General features: G+C 31.9%; 20 protein-coding genes. 9 read left to right on the plus strand and 11 right to left on the minus strand.

Going from position 1 to position 21,636, the window contains the following annotated elements:
• From ACWI69_RS07375 to ACWI69_RS07410, 8 genes are all read right to left on the minus strand, one after another.
• Positions 1–332, minus strand: a 332-nt coding sequence (locus ACWI69_RS07375) for a hypothetical protein (RefSeq protein WP_448821194.1), incomplete at its 3' end; no start/stop codon positions are given.
• Positions 329–859, minus strand: a complete 531-nt coding sequence (locus ACWI69_RS07380; protein WP_448821195.1) for a hypothetical protein — start codon at positions 857–859, stop codon at positions 329–331. The genes ACWI69_RS07375 and ACWI69_RS07380, both read right to left, overlap by 4 nt.
• 531 nt (positions 860–1,390) lie before the next feature.
• Entirely contained in the window at positions 1,391–2,599 is a 1,209-nt protein-coding gene (locus ACWI69_RS07385; RefSeq protein WP_448821196.1) for an ammonium transporter, read from the minus strand.
• A gap of 55 nt (positions 2,600–2,654) precedes the next feature.
• The gene (glsA, locus tag ACWI69_RS07390; RefSeq protein ID WP_448821197.1) at positions 2,655–3,575 is read right to left on the minus strand and encodes a glutaminase A; all 921 of its coding nucleotides are present in this window, start codon (positions 3,573–3,575) and stop codon (positions 2,655–2,657) included.
• A 24-nt stretch (positions 3,576–3,599) separates the two neighbouring features.
• On the minus strand, positions 3,600–5,267 hold the full coding sequence (gene gadC, locus ACWI69_RS07395; RefSeq protein WP_448821198.1) for a glutamate:gamma-aminobutyrate antiporter: 1,668 nt from the start codon (positions 5,265–5,267) through the stop codon (positions 3,600–3,602).
• Positions 5,268–5,356: 89 nt separating this feature from the next.
• Positions 5,357–6,661 (minus strand): chloride channel protein, encoded by a 1,305-nt coding sequence (locus ACWI69_RS07400; RefSeq protein WP_448821199.1) that lies wholly within the window; start codon positions 6,659–6,661, stop codon positions 5,357–5,359.
• A gap of 48 nt (positions 6,662–6,709) precedes the next feature.
• Positions 6,710–7,165, minus strand: coding sequence for a threonine/serine exporter family protein (locus tag ACWI69_RS07405; RefSeq protein ID WP_448821200.1), 456 nt, complete (start codon positions 7,163–7,165; stop codon positions 6,710–6,712).
• A complete protein-coding gene (locus ACWI69_RS07410) occupies positions 7,162–7,950 on the minus strand; it encodes a threonine/serine exporter family protein (protein ID WP_448821201.1) in 789 nt (262 codons plus the stop codon). Before ACWI69_RS07410 ends, ACWI69_RS07405 begins: the two co-directional genes overlap by 4 nt.
• A 201-nt stretch (positions 7,951–8,151) precedes the next feature.
• Between ACWI69_RS07410 and ACWI69_RS07415 the strand changes: the two genes are divergently transcribed.
• Entirely contained in the window at positions 8,152–9,219 is a 1,068-nt protein-coding gene (locus tag ACWI69_RS07415) for an agmatine deiminase family protein (protein ID WP_448821202.1), read from the plus strand.
• An 18-nt stretch (positions 9,220–9,237) separates the two neighbouring features.
• On the plus strand, positions 9,238–10,119 hold the full coding sequence (gene aguB / locus ACWI69_RS07420; protein WP_448821203.1) for an N-carbamoylputrescine amidase: 882 nt from the start codon (positions 9,238–9,240) through the stop codon (positions 10,117–10,119).
• Positions 10,120–10,227: 108 nt separating this feature from the next.
• On the opposite strand, the gene ACWI69_RS07425 is transcribed toward aguB, so the two are convergent.
• From ACWI69_RS07425 to ACWI69_RS07435, 3 genes are all read right to left on the minus strand, one after another.
• Positions 10,228–11,322: a FomA family porin-like outer membrane protein gene (locus ACWI69_RS07425; protein WP_448821204.1), complete on the minus strand. Its 1,095-nt coding sequence runs from the start codon at positions 11,320–11,322 to the stop codon at positions 10,228–10,230.
• 107 nt (positions 11,323–11,429) lie between these two features.
• Entirely contained in the window at positions 11,430–12,251 is an 822-nt protein-coding gene (locus ACWI69_RS07430; RefSeq protein ID WP_448821205.1) for a mechanosensitive ion channel family protein, read from the minus strand.
• Between the two features lie 149 nt (positions 12,252–12,400).
• A complete protein-coding gene (locus ACWI69_RS07435; RefSeq protein WP_448821206.1) occupies positions 12,401–13,693 on the minus strand; it encodes an APC family permease in 1,293 nt (430 codons plus the stop codon).
• 200 nt (positions 13,694–13,893) lie between these two features.
• On the opposite strand from ACWI69_RS07435, the gene ACWI69_RS07440 reads away from it, so the two are divergent.
• The 7 genes from ACWI69_RS07440 to ACWI69_RS07470 all read left to right on the plus strand — a co-directional run bounded on the left by ACWI69_RS07440 (position 13,894) and on the right by ACWI69_RS07470 (position 21,619).
• Positions 13,894–14,625, plus strand: a complete 732-nt coding sequence (locus tag ACWI69_RS07440; protein WP_448821207.1) for an FMN-binding protein — start codon at positions 13,894–13,896, stop codon at positions 14,623–14,625.
• 152 nt (positions 14,626–14,777) lie between these two features.
• Complete coding sequence (gene rbsK / locus ACWI69_RS07445; RefSeq protein WP_448821208.1) at positions 14,778–15,689, plus strand: ribokinase; 912 nt, start codon at positions 14,778–14,780, stop codon at positions 15,687–15,689.
• A gap of 4 nt (positions 15,690–15,693) precedes the next feature.
• A complete protein-coding gene (gene rbsD / locus ACWI69_RS07450) occupies positions 15,694–16,101 on the plus strand; it encodes a D-ribose pyranase (protein ID WP_448821209.1) in 408 nt (135 codons plus the stop codon).
• Entirely contained in the window at positions 16,102–17,592 is a 1,491-nt protein-coding gene (rbsA, locus tag ACWI69_RS07455; RefSeq protein WP_448821210.1) for a ribose ABC transporter ATP-binding protein RbsA, read from the plus strand.
• Between the two features lie 3 nt (positions 17,593–17,595).
• Complete coding sequence (rbsC, locus tag ACWI69_RS07460) at positions 17,596–18,522, plus strand: ribose ABC transporter permease (RefSeq protein ID WP_448821211.1); 927 nt, start codon at positions 17,596–17,598, stop codon at positions 18,520–18,522.
• A gap of 24 nt (positions 18,523–18,546) precedes the next feature.
• The gene (gene rbsB / locus ACWI69_RS07465; RefSeq protein ID WP_448821212.1) at positions 18,547–19,425 is read left to right on the plus strand and encodes a ribose ABC transporter substrate-binding protein RbsB; all 879 of its coding nucleotides are present in this window, start codon (positions 18,547–18,549) and stop codon (positions 19,423–19,425) included.
• A 124-nt stretch (positions 19,426–19,549) separates the two neighbouring features.
• Entirely contained in the window at positions 19,550–21,619 is a 2,070-nt protein-coding gene (locus ACWI69_RS07470) for a molybdopterin oxidoreductase family protein (RefSeq protein ID WP_448821213.1), read from the plus strand.
• Positions 21,620–21,636: the final 17 nt, after the last annotated feature.

A 21,636-nucleotide genomic window follows, 5' to 3' on the forward strand; every position in this document is an offset into this window, starting at 1 on the left:
AATTTAAAATCATACTCACCATTCTTAGTATTTTGAGGGACTTTCGCGAAAACTTTGACCGTCTCTTTAGACTGAGGATTAATTGTTACCACTTTCGGATAAACTTCTACAAAGTTTGCTCCATTATTTGAAGTTCCAGATAGTACATTCACTTTATATCTCTGTCGAGTCAAATACTCATTTGTGATATAGAACTCTCTGTATCCTCCATTTTCACTGTCCATTCTTTGATTAAAATATATATTTTGTAATCTAAACGAATAACTATCTAAAGAGATAAAAGTAAATAAACATATTAAAATATTTTTTTTATATTTTCTTAGCCAAATCACAAATAACATCCCTTTCCTTTTCTCATTCTTAAAACTCGTTTCTTTGCCTTTACTGAACTTAAGCTTCTTTTTAAAATTTTAGCTAATTTATAGTTAGGCAAGTCCACATTTTTTTCTAGATATTCTATTTCTCTACTACTCCATTCTCTAGCACCAACCAGTTTCATCTCTATTGCCTTTAATGAAATTTGATACTGACTCTTTTTTAAATGCAATGACAGTGAATCTATATCGGTATCATAAAAATTATACTTTAAATACTCAATCTCTTCCTCAGTCCAGTCACCCGCTTTTCTTTTATTAGTTTTTTTTACTTTTTCTCTCAATAAGAAGTTTTTCTCTACATTTTTTTTTAACTCTTTGAAAAGTTCCTCTGTTGAATTCCTTAAAAGCACTATTTTCGAATTTTGTAAGGATAGATAGATAATATTCTGCATAAAATTGATATTAACAATTCTGCTTTCATTTAATACATTTTTAAGTTTTTGCTTTTCCTTCAATGATAAATTTAAATTCTCAATCCACATTCCAACCACCCATTAAACAAAAATTTAAACCATTATGTTTATTTAGGTATTATTCTAAACAAACATCATAAAAAATAAAAAAAGCTATAAAAAATATAGCTTAAATTACTGGATTATATATTTAATTATGTGGATTTATCCACATATAGAATAAAATGAATATAAAGTTATAACTAAAATAATTTGTCTGAAATATATATATAGCCGTATAGTTTCGTAGTTTTTTTGAACTAAGGTTCAAACAAATATTTGTATCACATTCTTAGTGTATCAAATGCTTCAAAGTTTGTCATTCCACTAGCGGAATTATGTTGTATATACACGATTTTTTCACGCTATACGTGTAATTTAAAGAGATATTTGTAAGAAGACTAGAAACAAACTCAATAATTTTTTAGATAATAAAAAATCTCCCTAAAAATATTTAGAGAGATTTTTGTATTTTTTGAACAAAAATTTAGAAAGGTTAATACAATAGTAACAAAATATCTTAATAAAAACAATCGTTTACGGATTCTATTAATTTATTTTTTAATCGTCACTATATTTTTCATTCAATAAACTTTCATCTAATCCTTTTTCAATTTCCTCTTTTGTTACCCTTATATTAGATGTTTTATCTAGAAATTTCATTATTAAGTATGAAACAACTATAGAATATATTCCAACCAATGCTGCTCCAAACAATTGAACCCATAATTGATGAATACTAGCTGAAACTTCATTTACCATTCCATTTGCTAATAATCCAATCAATACAGTTCCTGTAAAACCACCAACACCATGAACTCCCCATACATCTAAAACATCATCCCACTGCATTTTTCTTGGTATTTTTATTGCATAGAAACACACAATTCCTGCAATTGCTCCTATTAACAGTGCTGACGGTGGTGTTACATAACCCGAAGCTGGTGTTACCGTAGCTAACCCCGCGACTGCTCCAACTAAAGGATCTAAAAATGAAAATTTTTTCTTTTCTGAATAGGACATTATCGCCCACACAATCATACCACTTGCACAAGCCACGCCAGTATTTGTGAAAACAATTGCTGTTGTCCCTGCAGCAGCTAAAGTTCCTCCGGCATTGAATCCAAACCACCCAAACATTAATATTCCAGCTCCAATAGCTACAAGTCCCATATTAAAAGGTCCTTTTCCAGTTATAACCTTTCTTCTTCCAAGAACCCAAAGTGCACCTAATCCAGAAAATGCCGCCGAAACATGAATGACAGTTCCTCCGGCAAAATCTACAAATCCCATTTTTGCTAAAAATCCTTCTCCCCATATCCAATGTGCTACAGGAAAGTAAACCAAAATCATCCAAATAACAAGATATTTTATCCAGGCCCCCATAGTTATTCTATTAACTATTGAACCTGTCATCAAAGGTAATGTTATTATTGCGAACATTAATTGATACATGAAAAACATTAAAAATGGAATTGTCAACCCATAAGTTGTATTTACTTGAAAAATTACATCTTTAAAATTCATGAATTGAAATGGGTTTCCAATTATTCCACCTATTGTTTTTCCAAATACTAAGCTAAATCCTCCAAAAACCCACATTATAGTTACAACTCCTATAGAGATAAAAATTTGTAACATCAAAGTTAATGAGTGTTTTTTTTCTACCAATCCTCCATAAAAAAATGCCAATCCAGGAGTCATAAAAAATACCAACACTGTTGCTATCACCATAAAGGCCACATTTCCGTGCACTACACCTTGAAACATAGATATACCTCCTATTTCAAAAAGGTCTCTTGATTAAGAGACCCTTCTTAATTTTTTAAAACATGTCTAGTTCCATCTCTTTTGAGATATCTTTCATTATGCCTATACCTGCAACACTATTTCCCTCAGCATCTAATGCTGGTCCAAATACCGCAATACCTATTTTTTTACTTGACACTGGTGAAATTATACCTCCACCAACTCCAGATTTTCCCGGAATTCCAACATTATCCAAATATGTTCCACTTTGATCATACATTCCACAAGTTGCTATTAAACCATTAACTATCTGTGCATACTTTTTAGGAATAACTCTTTCACCATTCGATAAAACTCCACCTCCTGCAAAAAATCTTGCAATTTTAGCCAGGCTTTCTGTAGTTACATATATTGAACATTGTTTAAAGTAAACATCTAGAATCTCTTCTATATCTCCCTTTAAGACACCTTGTCCTTTCATATAATAAGCTAAAGCTCGGTTTATATCACCAGTAGCCTTTTCGCTTAAATAGATATCTGTAGCTAACTCTAGAGAATCATCTTCGCTTATTTTCTTCATAAATTCTAAAATTCTATTAAATTTATCTTCCGGATTTTTTCCTTTTATTAAAGAAGCTGTCATAATAGCTCCTGCGTTTATAAATGGATTCCTTGGCAAGTGATCAGACTCTGTTTCAAGTTTTTTTATCGAATTAAAAGAATCTCCTGAAGGTTCTTTATGAACGTGCTTAAATACTCCGTCCTCTCCATTATCTAACAAAGCCAAAGCTAGAACAACTGTTTTAGATATACTCTCTATGGCAAATCTAATTTTTGTATCTCCAGCAGACAACATACTTCCATCTGGAAATGCAATAACTGCACCTAAGTAATTTTTATTAACTTTAGCTAGCTCTGGTATATATGTTGCCACAGCACCTTGAGATACTAGTCCCTTATTGTTTTCAACTATCTTACTCAATACATCTTGATTCATTTTTTCCTCCACATTTAACTACTTTTATTTTTCCTCTTTCTCTGCTTCTTTGTCCTTATCAACTTCTGCTTTAGTTTCAACCTCTTTTTTCTCCGCACTTTCTTTCTGAATATCAACCTCTTTTTGATCATCAACTTTTTTAGCTCCATCATCTTGATCGATTATATCATCTGGATGTGGAGTAATATGGAACTCTCCTCTCGCTTTAGGATGTCCAAAGAAATGGTGCTCAGGAGCGTTTGCTGTTGTAATTCTTGTAGGTTCTATTCCTGTCGCATTTTTTTTATCTCTAAATTCATATATTATAAATGGAAGAACCAAAACAACTATAAATCCTATAGTCAATATAGTTTCATATTCACCTGTATTTCCACCCGGAATATTACTTGGTGGAAAGAACGATATTATAAAAGCAAACAAAGATGTTAAAAATCCTGCTGCCCCTACAATACACTTGAATACAACTCCGCCTGGAATCTGATATCCCGCCTGTGCATCTGTTGTTTTTCTTTTTAAAACTAACACTAAGTATCCTATAAATAGTAAGAAATATGTCATTAAGTAAATAACCACTGTTAACGACATTGCTGTCATGAAGGACATATTATTTCCACCACCACCTAATGTTAAAACAATTGCCCAAATAGTTACAATAACTCCTTGAAGCATTACTAAAGGAACTGGCACATCATGTTTGTTAACTTTTTTAAACATTGGCGGTAAAATCCCTTTTTGTGCTGCTACATACATAGCTCTTGACGGTCCAACTATCCAAGCACTGATTTCCGCTAGAACTCCAAGTCCGATAAATGCAGCTATAATCCTAACAATCCAATCTAAATTATTTCCATAATGATTAATTAATGTTGCAAAAGTTTGATTAACTCCAGCACTCAGATTTATCTCATTTAATGGAATAACTGTAGCTATCGATAATCCTCCTGCAGAACTTATAACAATAGCTATAATAACCAACATAAATACAGCGATTGGGTACTGCTTTTTAGGATTAGCCATTTCGTTAGCGTGAGAAGCTGAAGCTTCAACTCCCATATAACTTAAGATAAATGATACTAAAATAACTAAAGAGTTAATGTTAGAAAAATCTGGGAAAAATGAATTCCAACTAACTTCCATATGTATAGGATTTCCTGCTATAACATAGGCTATCGCCAAAACAATTAGGATTATCGCTGGTATTACAATACCAAATATGAACCCAACTCTTGCTATCTTAGCTGTATACTTAGTTCCACCAAGCTGAGAGAATGTTAGAATCCAAAATACAACCAAAATTGAAATAAGTTTTAAGTGAGGACTCATATTTAAACCAGGCCAGTCAAATAGATATGATAACGATCCATTGATAAAATAAAGCATTGGGATATATCCAACTGTTATTTCGAAAAACTGATAAAATATTGCCGCAAATCCCCAACGTTCACCTAAAGATTCCGAAACCCAAGTAAAGACTCCACCTGTTTCCCATCCCGGAATTGTTGCCATTTCAGCCGCACAAAGCGCAACTGGAATAAACCAAAATATTCCACCAAATAGTAAAAAGAAAAGTAATGAAAATCCTGAAGTTGCAAAAGCTGGATATTCATAAACAGCCATAACCATTGAAGCTGTTATTGAGAAAAATCCAAATAATGTCAACTGTTTTTTAGTTAGATCAGCATTGATCGCCATAATCAAACCCTCCTATAAAATATTTTTTGTCATTAATACCCTATTGTTCATTTTTTGTGTAACATTTCCTTTTGGAAATAAAATATTTTTTAATTTTCTTTTGATTTTCCATATCCTATCGAAGACAAATATTGCTTTAAGGCCGAATCGTAAATTGGTGACATATTAAACAACACTGAAAAAAACGAAACAGATATTGTCGCTAAAGCCAATTGATAAAATAGAGCATTTGCCCCTGTTATTTCTATAATTAAAATAATTCCAGTGATTGGAGCTCTCACAATTGAAGTTAAAAGCAAGGACATTCCCAAAATAATAAAAAAAATAGTATAGTCCTGCGGAAAATTCAAATACGTTACAATTAAAAATCCATAAATCTTACCAACTATCGCTCCTATACTAATAAGAGGTACAAAAGTTCCTCCCGGAATATCTGTTGAAGTTGAATAAAGAAAATACAGTGATTTAAATATAAATATACACACAAGAGAAAATAAACTATATTCAAATTGCAAAATTTTATCTGTTATGAAATATCCCTCTCCTGTGAAATCAAAAAAGAACGTGCTGACAACTATTCCAATTGAAAGTGGGATAAATAGTTTAAAATAGATTGGAATTTTTATCAAGGAGTTCATTTTTCTTAATACCGCTGAAGTCAAGAAAAATATTTTCCCTATCATAGCAACCAATAATCCAAACACTATAATTAACCAATAATCCATAGATTTAAGAGGTGAAACTATGTCTATATAAAAAAATGGATTTACTCCAAAAACCAAATTAGTTAACCAACCTACAATAGAACATGATATTAATATGGCCACCAGATATTTATGTGAAACAGACTTTATTATCTGTTCAAAAGCAAAAACTATTCCGGTTAAAGGAGCATTAAACGCTGCAGCCAACCCCGCCGCAGCTCCAGCAGTTATTAAAAATTTTTTCTCTTTTTCTTCACTTTTACTATAGTTTCCAACCCCTTGTCCTACTTCTCCGCCAAGTTCTATAGATGGTCCCTCAATTCCAAAAGAAAGTCCTGAGGAAATCCCCAATATAGCTCCAACCAATTTAAAAACAATCTCTTTAATAATTATTTTATTGGAACTACTAAAATCAATGTTATTTTCAACATCACCTTTTACAAAAGCTACTCCACCCCCTCGAGATAACGGATGCTTCGTTATTATATAACCTATTAATAATGAACTTATTAATAAAAATAAAAAAATTATCAATCCGTCGACAATAGTGAAATTTATTTTTAAATTTTCAAAAAATACTCTTCGAAATTTATTAATTCTTCCTAAAGATAATCTATATATAATCACAACAAAACCAGTTAAAATACCCACAATAATACATTTTAAAAAAAAATTATTTTTTTTTTTCATTATTTATCACCCAACCATAATTTTTTGTATTCCACTAATATTTAATCCCTATAAGTTTTGTGTTAACTCTTTTTTCATAATATAGTAGTAAATTTGCGAAAATGTTGATACTGTTAAAATTCCAATTGCGATTGATCCTGAAATGATAAACGTTTCTATCCCTTTTTCTACTGCTTTTGTTATACTATCTTGTACTATATAGTACATAGTATAATATATTCCCCCTCCAGGAACCAAGGGTATCATACATGGATATAGAAACGATACTGTTGGTACTTTTAATCTTCTTGATAAAATTTCAGAATATATTGTTATTGTTGAAGATGCCGCTATGTATGAAATAAAATATGTAAATCCCCTTTCATTTAATAGACTATATACTAACCACCCAATTCCAGCACCAAAGCTTCCGTATAAATTCTTCATACCTTTCACATTAAATATTATTCCAAAACCATAAGTTGCAATAATTGATGATATAACTTGAACAATTATCACTCTCATAATAAGCCTCCCAACGTTTTTATAATGGATAATGTTATTCCAGACCCTATAGCTAATGCTGTCCCTACCATAAATGCTTCGACTCCTCTAGCGATTCCTGAAACTAAATCTCCTGTTATTAAATCTCTAATAGAATTTGTAAAAGCAATTCCAGGAACTAGTAACATCAATGTGGAAATTATTGTTACTGAAATTTCTGGAATTATCCCTAATAAAAAACAGGCGTATGCTGAAAAAGAACAAACCATGCCTCCCACTAAATTTAAGAAAAATTTGTTTATCATTAATTTTGCAGAAAAATATCCTAAAAGTGATATTGATATAGCTCCAATAACTGCTGCAAAACAGCTTCCTCTATTCCCACCAAAATAATATGCAAAAGCTCCTGCTGCAATACAATTACCTAGTAACACATATAAAAACCCATATGCCTGTTCGCCATCAATCTCCTTTAATTTTTCAAGAAATTCTTTAAAACTATAGCTATCTATATCTCGTACCAATGAACTAAGTTTAGAAATTTTTTCCACATCTATAGTTCTCATTCTTATCTTTTCTATATTTGTAAAAAAACGTCTCTCTCTTCCTCTTATTGTTGTTAAAATACTAGATAAAACTGCGAAAGAATTGGATTCAAGCCCATAGTGATTACATATTTTGTCTACCATATCCTCTGCTCTATAGGTTTCTCCACCGGATTCCAGTACCAATTTCCCCACATAACTCGCTAAATATAAAATATCATTCTCATTGATAGCTGTTAAATCCTCCCTAAGATTATCCATATCTACCTCTCCTAATTATTATTTATCTAAATATTCAGACTTTCAAGTTATTTTCCTTGAAATTTTATATCTTTTTAAATATGTATGTAAACATTTTCTAAAAAATAAAAAGAAATCTCAAAAATAAAATGAATAATGCAAGTGATTTATAATAATTAAATTTATTCTTAAATCAATATCGCTATCAAGGAGGTTAGTATTATGTTTGGAACTTGTTGTAAAACACCTAGAGAGCTTGGTTATCGAATGCCTGGTGAATGGGAAAAAAGAAGACGTACTTTTATGCAATGGCCTGTTAGAGATGGGAAAAACAGTAAAACTCCCGTTTGGCCTGACGGAGTTGATGCAGCTAAAAAAGGATATGCCAATGTAGCAAAAGCTATTGCGGAGTTTGAAGAGTTGGTTATGATTGCTCCTGCTGAACTTTTACATGAAGTTAAAGAGATGTGTGAAGAAAAAGTGACAGTACTGTGTTTACCTATTGACGATTCATGGGTTAGAGATAATGGTCCCACTTTTTTATTAAATGATAATGAAGAACTTGCAGCAGTTAAGTGGAGATTTACATCCTATGGAGAAAAATATCAAACTCATTACAATGATGGTAGAGTTCCTGATCACTTAAGTATATTTTATGACGTTCCATTATTTACTTCTCCACTAGCTTTAGAAGGAGGATCAATCCATTCTGATGGACAAGGTACTATTTTAACAACAGAATCTGTTTTACTTACTAAATCTAGAAATTCTAGATTCACAAAAGATGAAGTGACAACTTTACTTGAAGAATATTTAGGTGGAGAGCAAGTTATTTGGTTAAAATCAGGTTTATATGGTGATTTAACTGATGGTCATGTTGACAACACTGCATGTTTTGTCAAACCTGGAGTTATTATTATTCAAGCTTGTTATGATGAAAAAGACCCTGATTATGAAATTTTCCAAGAGAATATGAAAATACTAAAAGAGTTTAAAGATAGAGCAAGTGGATTACCTTTTGAAATTATAGAAATTGAAAAACCTCCTATTAGATACTATGATGGTCAACTTCTTACATTGAGCTACATAAATTACCTTCCAGTAACTGGTGGGGTCATCGTTCCAATTTTTGGTGGCGACGCTGAAGAAACTGATAAAAAGGCATTGGAAGCTATCCAAAGAGCTTATCCTGATAGAAAAGTAGTTCCTGTAGATGGAATGCCTATTATTGTAGGTGGTGGATGTGTTCACTGTATAACTCAACAAATGCCTTATGGAAAAAGTTTTTAATTGAAGGAGGGAACTTAAATGAGAAAAGTAAAAGTAGCAGCAATTCAATTATCTTACGGATGGAATGTTGATGAAAATATAATCAAAGCAGAAAAACAAGTTAGAGCAGCTGCTGCTGAAGGAGCTCAAATAATCCTAATTTCTGAGTTGTTTGAGAGAGTTTATTTTTGTGCAAAAGAAAAAGCAGAATATATGCAATTTGCCATAGAAGTAGAACTCGCTACAGCAGTTAATTACTTTAAAAAAGTTGCAAAAGAGTTACAGGTTGTTCTACCAATTAGTTTTTATGAAAGAAAACATGGCGCAAGATATAACTCTATAGCTATAATAGATGCTGATGGAGAAGTTTTAGGAGTTTATAGAAAAAGTCATATACCTGATGATGTAAGTGGATATCAAGAAAAATTTTACTTCAACATTGGAGATACTGGTTTTAAAGTTTGGAAAACTAAATATGCTAAAATTGGTGTTGCTATATGTTGGGATCAATGGTTCCCAGAAGCAGCTAGATGTATGTCTTTAATGGGAGCTGAAATTCTATTTTATCCCACAGCTATAGGTTCTGAGCCTAGTGACCCAACACTGGATACAAAAGATCATTGGCAAAGAGTTATGCAAGGACACGCTGGTGCCAATCTAACTCCTTTAGTTTGTGCTAATAGAACAGGCCAAGAACATGTAGATGAAATCAGCGTTAAATTTTATGGATCATCTTTTATAACTGACCAAACTGGAGCTAAAATTGCAGAGATGGATCGAACTTCTGAAGGATTTATCGTAGCTGAACTGGACTTAGCTGCTATTGATGACTATAGAGCTTTCTGGGGACTATTTAGAGACCGACGACCTGATTTATATGGAGCTATAATGACACTTGATGGAGAAACAAAATTCAAATAAATATATAATAATAGGGCGACTTACTCTATCAGTTATGATAGTTAATAAATCGCCCATCTTTTTTACTTGCTTTATAAGTTTTACACAATCATTTTATAATATTTTTAATTAAAATTTAACGTTCATAGCTGCGTAAGCAAATGGTTGCCATCTCCAATTTTTTGCCCTAGATCTAGTCTCGATATCCCAGTTTCTATACTCTGCTCCTGCTCCTGTCTTTATTGTTAAATAATCTGTTACATTATATGTTAATGAGATATCCATTGATGTATACAAACTATAGCTTTCTTTATCCTTTCTCAATATTCCTTCAACTAAATTTTGTCCTTTATACTGAGTCAACACATACGGATCGTATCCTCCCTCAAAATTGAAATCAACTTTATATGAGTCAGCTGTATACAGAGCAACAGTATTATATAGATAGAATTCCCATGTCGCTACAAACTCTTTATCTTTTTTTTGTAATCTACCACTATTATCTATCCCTTTCACTAGAACATCTTTATTATACATATTATAATCCAAATATATATTATTTTCCCATGTGAATCCTAACGGTAAATTTCCTGTTAAATATATGTCTGCTCCAACTGTATTTCTATAATCTGTTCCATTTTTATATTTTTTATATGCATACTTTGGTGCTATCGTAAACATATCCACAATACCACCTTCATTTCTATACGGTGTCACTCTCAGTTGATACGCATATAACTCATCATTTGAGGTATAATCCTTATATTCAACTCTTGAAGTCAACAGATCTGAATGTTTATAAAATCCTCTTAATCTTGTCTCTGTTCCTGTCTTCTTATTAACTCTACTGTTATCATTTTTTTCTAAATCACTATAATCTCTTACCCTTCCTTCTAATCTGAAGTTTTCTGTTGCCTGAACTCCAAATGTCGTCTGTAATCTTGAATATTTGTTTGCTCCCCTATGCCACTCATCTTGTGGCAACGGAATATGCTTTATCTTATCGCCATGCCCTTCTGTATTACCATAAGCCTTATACTCCAATCCTACGTATCCAGATGGTCTAAAAGTGTCTTGTACTACAATCTCTTCCACTACTGGTGCCACTGGTTCAACTATCGCTACTTCCTCAACCACTGGTGGCGCTACTATCATCTGTTCTTTTGCTTGAGCCACTGTCCCCACAGCTAATAAAGCTCCCAAAATTAATGATAATTTTTTCATAAAAAATCCCTCCTAAAAAATAAAATACTGTAGTTCTTAAGATAACAGTTTTTTTAATAAATCCGCAACAAAAATAAATTTTAAAATGTTTGTTCTCTCTAACCACATTATTTTTGATACACATCAATTTTTTGATAAGGAATTTCAATTCCTTCCTCATCAAATCTCTTTTTAACAAGTTCCTGAAGATCAAAATAAACATTCCAATAATTTTCTTTTAGTGTCCATACTCTAACATTAAAATCTAAAGAACTAGAGTTATGTTTTCCTAATCTAACAAAAAGATCTTTTTCTTGAATAATCAAATCATGATTTTTTAATATGTCAACTATTAATTCTTTAACCTTTTCTATATTAGTTTCATAGGAAACTGAAAATACTAAATCAACTCTTCTCTCTTTATTAAAAGCATAATTTACCACAACTTCTCCTGATAATCTTCCATTTGGAATTACAATTTGTTTATTATCCACTGTAAATAAAATCGTATATAAAAAAGTAATTTTCTGAACTATTCCCTCTACTCCGCAAGCTGAGATATAATCACCTTTAGTGAATGTCCTTGAAACTAATATTTGAATCCCTCCTGCTAAATCAGACAAACTTCCCTTCAGAGCTAGTCCAACTCCGATACCTATAGATCCTATTATCGCTAGTATTGAAGTCATTTCAATCCCTAATATTTGAATTACATTCAACAAGTAAAAAACATAGATTAATAGATTTACTATAGATTCTAAAAAATGTATTAGTAATGGATCTAGCTTTTTTATTTTTGAAATCTTTTCAAATCCCCTTAAACATATATTTTTTATTGGTTTATAAGTTATATATAATATAACCAATAGCACTATCTTTTTTAAAAATATTGGAGAGGTTAAAATTAAAAAAGATAATATTTCATTATAAGCATTATTTAAAAATTCCACTAATGCACCTCCTTAAATTTTTAACTATTTAAAAATACATTATATTTTTTAAATCTGCAATAATTATTCTCCAATTGTCAAAGCAAAAAAATAAATGGTAGAAAAACTATAATAATTTTTCTACCATTTTTACTCCTATTTTATTAAATTTACTTTTCTTTCATTCTTTTCTTGGCATAAGTTGCATACAATATCGCTCCTATTAAGAATCCTATCACAATAAAAAATATATTTTCATAAGATGATTGACTCAATAGCCATATAGACAATATCATAGCTATTATAGGAATAGTTGGTCCTAAAGGCATTCTATATAATGCTTTTAATTTTTTTCTTCTAAAAACGAGAACAGACCCCGCTGTGGATATAAATTCAATTAAACGAGCTATAACTGTAAGACTCGCTAAAAATATAAAATTTCCATAGAGAGCTAAACCAACAGCTATTGCTGTTGTCAATAGAATTGCAAAACCTGCAGTGCCATATCTACCTTTCTTATTGAAAATCTCTGGTACATACTTACTATCCGCTAAGGCTTGAATTGACCTTGGAGCAATAAAAGAAAGAGCTATCGTTATTCCACCAATTGAAATCAATGTGGCTATTGTTATAAATGCAAAACCTGAGCTCCCAAAAATTGTTGCTGTGGCTGTTGCTATTGGAACCGAAGTCAGTCCTAATTTTGGTCCCAATAATCCAATACACACTATCATAATTAATAGATAAAAAACAGAACAAAACATCATAACCCATATTATAGCTTTTGGTAAATTTTTTGTTGGATTTTCCATATCCTCCGCTGCTACTGCTAATAAATCAAATCCAGTAAATGCATAGAATATAACTAATGTAGCAACTCCCAAATTTCCTGTTGAAAGCCCCAACTCTATCTTAGGAAGCATTGGGAAAAAGTCTGCTCCTTTTATAAAAAATATTCCTATAAAAACAAACAATATCAAAGGCAATAACTTACTTACTGTTATAAGATTATTAAGTATTTTTGAAAATTTGACTCCTAAATAATTCATCACTCCTAAAAAAACTCCAATGATTATAACGAATAATTTATTATAATAGGGATCAACAGCTGTAGGATACATCCCCCCCAATGCCGTTAAAAAACCTTGAATCTCTGCTGCCCAACTGATAATACCTATGAACCATGCAAAAATTCCAATCTCAAACCCTATAAAATTTCCATATGCCTCCTTTGCATAAACAAAAGATGATCCATTTTTATCAAATATACTTGCTGTTTCAGCAAAACAAAGGGCCAAAAATAGTGCCAACACCGCATTTATTAAAATTACTATTAAACTAGCTAATCCTACATCAGCATAAGCTTTATTTGGTAAAAGAAAAATTCCCGATCCTATTATTGAATTTATTCCTAAAAAGAAAATACTCCAAAATCCAAGTTTATTATTTGTTAAATCTACCATTTTAAATTCCCCTCCTCTTCCCACTGTTTTCTCTTTTGTATAGCATAATATCCTCCTGCATCCAAATTGTTTTTATGTTACATTATTCTTTTCATTCTAAGCAAATCCTTTAAAAAAAATTTTTTCTTGTTTTTTCAAATAAAATAAGGTATATACGTATTACTTAGCAACTAAATCTATTTTCAAAAGGAGTGATTTTAATGATAAAAAAATGGTTACCTCTATCTCTTTCTGCTCTTATACTTTGTGGGTCTATCACATCTTTTGCAGCTGAAACTAAAATTTATCAGGGGTTAGGACATTCAACAAATTTTAGAGTTGGACCTGGTAAAGATAGTGAAGGACAAGAAGTTTATAGCTTTAACTATGTGGATGCAGCTGTAATTTTCGACGCTGATGGAAAAATTGTAAATGCTATAGTCGACGCTTTAGAGATTAGTACCCCTAACTATGATGGTGAAAGTATGCCACATTTTTCAGGATGGCCTGGAACTGAAGGGCACAATTTAACTGACCATCAAACTAAAAAAGTTATTGGTAAAACTGAAAATACTCCTACTAACATAGCTCATGAAGTTAACAGCTGGAAAACTAAAAGAGAACGTGGAGCTAGTTATGGAATGAATCCAAGAAATGAATGGAACAAACAAATGGACTTTTTTCAAGAAAAATTTAAAGGTAAAACAGTTGATGAATTAGAAATTATTTTCACAAAATTATATTCAGATGTCAATGGTAGACCGCTTAAAAAGACTAGTACAAACGAGAAAGATAAAGAAAAATATGCTAAACTAACTGAAACCGAAAAAGCAGAAGTTGCCGATATAACTGCAGGAGCTACAATGAGCTTAAGAGATAGCCATGGAGATATTTTAGGAGCATTAAAAAACGCATACCAAAATCGTGTAGAGGTAACTTTTCCAACTAAATAGCAATAAAAATTACTGAAACTTTTTCACAAAGTTTCAGTTTTTATTTTATTGACATTACTTTTTTAGTGTGCTAAATTAAATGTATCAAGTTTTTTTTAATTTGTTGTGTACACTAATTGATCGAATTAACTAATTCGTAAGGAGATTTTAACATGAAAAAAATTGTCGTTATTGGAAGTATTAATATGGACTTAGTTACAATTTGTGAAAGAGCACCTCGTGGTGGTGAAACTCTTTTAGGTAAAAAGTTCATGCAAATTCCCGGTGGAAAAGGAGCTAATCAAGCTGTTGCTATGGGGAAAATGAAATCTCCCGTTTCTATGCTTGGAAAAATAGGTAGGGAAGGAATGGGAGATATTCTTCTAGATTCTATGAAGAAAGATGGAATAGATATTTCTAATATAGAGTATTGTGATGAAACTACTGGAATTGCCAAGATTATAGTAGAGGAGAATGGGCAAAATAGAATTATTGTTGTTCCGGGAGCTAATTATGAAGTCGATAGCTCTTATATAGATAGACATTTAGATGCTATTAAAAATTGTGATATTCTTGTTACTCAACTTGAAATTCCAATAGAAACAGTTAAATATTCATTAAAAAAAGCTAAAGAGTTTGGAAAAATAACTATTTTAAATCCAGCTCCTGCTACTAAATTAGATGAAGAAATTATTTTAAATTCTGATTACATAATTCCTAATGAAACAGAATTGGAACTTCTATCTGAAATGTCCATTACTGATGAAAAAAGCGTTATAAATGCTGCAGACGTTCTTTTAAAAAAAGGTGTCAAAGGTCTTATCGTTACTTTAGGAAGTAAAGGATGTATGTATATAAGTAAAGTAGAAAGAAAGGCATTTCCTGCCTATAGGGTAAAAGCTATCGATACAACTGCTGCTGGAGACAGTTTCATTGGTGGTTTTGTAAATGGACTTGCTTCTGGTTTAAATTTCGAAGAGTCTATCGATAGAGGAACAAAAGTTGCTGCTATATCTGTTACTAGAATTGGAGCTCAAACATCAATTCCAACTCTCGAAGAAGTATTAAATTTTAAAGGAGAATAAATTTATGAAAAAAGGAAAACTTTTAAACAGTGAGCTTTCTTATGAAATCGCTAAAATAGGTCATACATCCCATATAACGCTTTGTGACGCAGGTCTTCCATTCCCAAAAGGTGTAAAAAGAATAGATTTAGCTATTGAGGCTGGATATCCTAGCTTTATAAAAACTCTCGATGCAATTCTAAGTGAGATGATGGTTGAAGAGATTATTTTAGCTTCTGAAATTAAAACTATTAATCCTAAAATTTACAACGAAATTTTGGAAATTTTCACAAAAAATGAAATGGATCCTAAAATTATCGAAGTCCCTCATACAGAGTTTAAGGAGATTACAAAGGATAGTGAAGTAATTGTCAGAACTGGAGAGTGTACTCCTTATGCAAATATCATTTTAAAGTCGGGAGTAGTTTTCTAAATGAATAAAGAAATTATTTTACAAATGAAAGATATCTGTAAATCGTTTCCTGGTGTAAAAGCACTTGATGGTGCTTGTTTAAATGCTTACAAGGGAAGAGTTATGGCCTTAATGGGAGAAAATGGAGCTGGAAAATCAACACTCATGAAAATAATGACTGGTATCTATACTAAAGATTCAGGAACTATTTTTTACCGTGGCAACGAAGTAGCCTTTAAAGGAACCAAAGATTCACAAGAATCGGGAATCGCTATTATACACCAAGAACTAAATCTGATTCAACATATGAATATAACTGAAAATATATTTTTAGGAAGAGAACTTACAAATAGTTTTGGAAAAATTGACTGGGCTCTTATGCATGAAGAGGCTAGATCTATTTTAAGTCTTCTCAATGTTGAAGACAGTGAAAAAACTTTAATAAAAGATTTAACAATAGGGAAAATGCAGATGGTTGAAATTGCTAAGGCTCTTTCACAAAACGCTAAGTTAATTGTTATGGATGAACCTACAGACGCTCTAACTGATAAAGAAACTGAAAGTCTTTTCAAAGTTATTAAAGAACTCACATCAGAAGGAAAAAGTATTATTTATATATCTCACCGGTTAAAAGAAATTCCAGCTATTTGTGATGATATAACTATTTTAAGGGATGGTAAATTCATATCTGAAGCTGAGGTTAAAGATATTGATGAAAACTATATTATTGAAAAAATGGTTGGAAGAACTTTAAGTGAACAGTTCCCAAATGTTTCTGTAACTCCCGGAGCTGAAGTTTTAAGAGTTGAAAATCTTTGCGGAAAATATGTGAAAAATTCCTCTTTCACTCTAAAACAAGGAGAGATTCTAGGTATTGCTGGTCTTATGGGAGCTGGAAGAAGTGAGCTTGTGAAGACTATCTATGGATATTATAAAAAATTCTCTGGTAAAGTTTTTATAGAAGGGAAAGAGGTTTTTATTGATTCTCCTGAATCTGGTGTAAATCATGGAATTGCTTACGTTTCAGAAGATAGAAAAGGAGATGGATTAGTGCTAGGATTAAGCGTTAAAGAAAACATGACTCTTTCATCTTTAAAATTCTTCTCAAGTAGATTAGGTTTAAATAAAAATGCTGAAAACAAATCCGTTGATGAATATATTAGAAAATTTGGAGTAAAAACTCCCTCACCTAATCAAATTATTAAAAATCTAAGTGGTGGAAATCAACAAAAAGTAGCTATTGCGAAGGCTCTTTTGACTAATCCAAAAATTCTAATTTTAGATGAACCCACTAGAGGTGTGGATGTTGGTGCTAAAAAAGAAATTTATGATGTTATCAATGAGCTAAAGAAAAAGGGACTTAGCATTATTATGATATCTTCTGAAATGCCCGAAGTAATGGGATTAAGCGATAGAATTATGGTTATCCACGAGCACAAAATAAGTGGAACTCTTTCTAAGGATGAGTTTACTCAAGAAAAAATAATGAGATATGCAGTAGGAGTTGAATAAACAATGTTAAAAAAAATATATAACAACAAACCTTTAATAGGATTGATTGTTTTTTCTATAATAGTTTCTTTTTTAAATCCGAGATTTTTATCAGTCAATAATATCTTAAATGTTTTAAGACAAACGTCTATAAACTCAGTTATTGCAATTGGAATGACTTTAGTTATTTTAACTGGTGGAATCGACCTTTCCGTTGGCTCTATTTTAGCTTTAACTGGAGCTTTTGGAGCAAGTTTAATTGCCCATGGCATAAATCCGATTTTAGCTATTATTATAGCTATTGTTATTGGTGGACTTTTTGGAATTTTCAATGGTTTACTTATATCGTATGCTAAACTTCAACCCTTTATAGTTACCTTGGTTACTATGACTCTTCTGAGAGGAGCCACCTTAGTTTTCACTGACGGTAAGCCGATCCCTGTAAGAGATGGTGGAGATTTCTTTGATAATATCGGGGGAGGTTATTTTTTTGATATTCCAATTCCAATCTATATTATGATTGCCCTGTTCATCGCCGGATACTATATCTTAAATGATATTAAATTTGGTAGATATATCTACGCTATTGGAGGAAATGAAGAGGCTACTAAACTTTCGGGAGTAAATACTTCTAAATATAAAACCTTAGTTTACGGTGTTTGTGGAGCTCTTTCAGCTCTGGCTGGAGTTATCGTCACTTCAAGACTAGGTTCCGCTCAACCCACTGCTGGAACTGGATACGAACTTGATGCCATAGCTGCTGTTGTTCTAGGTGGAACCTCTCTTGCTGGTGGTGTTGGAACTATTACTGGAACTGCGCTTGGAGCAATCATTATCGGAGTTCTTGGAAACGCTTTAAATCTTTTAAATGTATCATCTTATTATCAGATGATGGTTAAGGCCTTAGTTATTCTTATAGCTGTTTTAATTGATAAAAAATCTTCTAAATAAATTTATATGGGTGGTGTGATTATTATGAAAAACAAATTAAAATTTTTAGGATTTATGACTCTTGCTTTAAGTATAGGAACAATTGCTGAAGCCGCTAAAGTGGGGCTAGTTGTTTCAACGCAAGACAATCCATTCTTCGTTACATTAAAAGAAGGTGCTGTCTCAAAAGCCAAGGAGATGGGGCATGAAATCGTTATTTTAGATTCTCAAAATGATCCTTCTAAAGAGCTTGGAAATGTCGAAGATTTACTTATTAAAGGTATTGATGTTCTTTTAATAAATCCAACTGATTCAGATGCTGTTGTGTCAGCTGTTAAAGCTGCCAATCGTAATAAAGTTCCAGTTGTAACTTTAGATAGAGCATCTAATGGTGGAACAGTAGTTACTCACATTGCCTCTGATAATGTTGCCGGTGGAGAATTGGCAGGAAACTTTATCGTTGAAAAATTAAATGGGAAAAATAATAGAGTGGTAGAATTAGAAGGAATTCCTGGTACAACTGCCGCTCGTGATAGAGGAAAAGGATTTAACAAGGCTGCTCAGAATAAATTGGATATAGTTGCAAAACAAGCTGCTGACTTCGATAGAACTAAAGGACTTAATGTCATGGAAAATATTTTACAAGCTCAATCTGAAGTTAATGCTGTTTTTGCTCATAATGATGAAATGGCCCTTGGAGCTCTAAAAGCTATTGAAGCATCTGATAAAACTGATGTTATAATCGTTGGTTTTGATGCCACTGAAGATGCAGTGAAAGCTGTTAAAGAGGGTAAACTTGCTGCAACCGTTGCTCAAAAACCAGCAGAAATTGGTGCTAAAGGAATCGAAGCGGCTGATAAAATTGTAAAAAAGGAAATGGTTCCACAGTTTATTCCTGTTGAACTAGAACTTATAACACAATAATTTTGAGCAGTTTTAGAATTAATTTTAACCTTTTTTATAGTAGTGTGACTTTAGTCACACTACTATTTTTTATTAAAAGGTATTATAATGTGTGTATAATACTTGTATACCAAGGAGGAAAAATATGAATAAAGTTCAAACAACTTGCAACTACTGTTCACTAGCGTGTAACATGGATTTTTACGTTGAAGATAATAAAATAAAAAAAGTTATTCCCACTGAAAAATATCCTGTAAATAAGGGATTTAGTTGTATTAAAGGCTTAAATCTTGATAAACAGCTCACATCAGCTGACTTCCCCAAAAATCCACTATTAAAAACTTCTAATGGAAGAGAAGAGATATCATGGGAAAAAGCTTATAATTTTTTTAGTGATAAATTAAAAGCTATCATTGCAAAATATGGAAAAGAAAGTGTAGCCTGTATAAGTACTGGACAATTAGCTCTGGAAGAAATGGCTCTAGTCGGTCATGTTTTTAGAAATTTTGTGGGTGGACAACTGGATGGAAATACCCGACTTTGTATGGCTACATCTGTTGTGGCTCATAAACAGAGCTTTGGATTTGATGCTCCTCCTTATACATTAAATGATTTAGAACTTTCCAATACTATAATTTTTACTGGAGCTAATCCTGTTGTGGCTCACCCTATCATTTGGGATAGAGTTAGAAAAAATAAAAATAAAAAAGTTATTGTCATAGATGTTAGAAAAAGTGAAACTGCCCAAAATGCTGATTATTTCTTCTGTATTAAACCTAAAAGTGATATTATTTTATACTACACTATTGCTAACTACTTAATTAAAAACAATTGGATTGATGATAACTATATTGAGAAATATTCAGAAAATTTTGATTCTTTCAAAGAACACGTTTCAAAATTCTCTATTGATGATATAGAAGAAAAAGTTGGTATAACTGAAGATGAGTTTTTAACTCTAGTCAAACTTATTCACGAGGGGAACGCTGTTTCTTTCTGGTGGACTATGGGAATAAATCAAAGCTATCAAGCAGTTAGAACCGCTCAAAGTATAATTAATTTAGCTGTGATGACTGGAAATATCGGAAGAGCAGGAACAGGAGCTAATTCCATCACAGGACAATGTAACGCTATGGGATCTCGTCTTTTCAGTAATACAACTGGACTATATGGTGGAGGGGAATATACAGATGAAGCTAAAAGAAAAATTGTTGGTGATGCTTTAGGGTTGGATCCTGCTATTTTCCCGACAAAACCTACACTTCCTTACAATGTTATCATTGAAAAAATAATTTCTGGAGAAATCAAAGCCCTATGGATTCTTTGTACAAATCCAAGGCATTCATGGATAAATAATACTCAATTTCAAGAAGCTGTTGAAAACTTAGAGCTATTTGTTGTGCAAGATTTATACCCAAACACTGACAGCTCTGAACTTGCTCATCTTTTCTTACCAGTTGTTTCTGGTATAGAAAAAGAAGGAACGCTAATCAATACTGAAAGAAGAATATCTAAGTTAAATCCTGTTATTTCTAAACCTGATGGAACTTTTAGCGATTTTGAAGTCATATACAATCTTGGAAAATCTCTAGGTATGGGAAAGCTTTTAGATGGTTGGGAAACTCCTGAAAAAGTTTTTAATAAAATGGTTAAAGTTACAAAAGGGACCCCTTGTGATATGACTGGAGTTAGCTACAAACTTTTAGAAAATGGATATGGTGTTCAGTGGCCATTTAGAGAGGGTGATATTTTAGTTGACAATGAGAGAAGACTTTTTGAAAATGGAGAGTACTATACACCTAATAAGAAGGTTAAGTTCATATTTGAAGATGTGGCAGAAAATCCTGTTCCCACAAATGACACTTATCCATATATTTTAAATACAGGTAGAGGAACTGTTGGACAATGGCATACTCAAACTAGAACAAGAGAGATTACGTATGTCACTGATTCAAGCTCCGCTAATCCCTACATCTATATCTCTGGAACTCTTGCTAAAGAATTGGATATCGAATCTGAAGATGAGGTCTTAGTAAAATCTATAAATGGAAGAAGCAGTCGATTTTTAGCATTAACTACTGAAAATCTACCTCATGATGTTTTATATGCACCTATTCACTATATAGAAACAAATAATTTAACACTTTCTATATATGATCCATACTCTAAAGAACCATCATATAAATACGCTCCAGTTTCCATTGAAAAAATCTAAAAGTAAAGGAGAGATTA

It is taken from the genome of Cetobacterium sp., assembly GCF_977044495.1.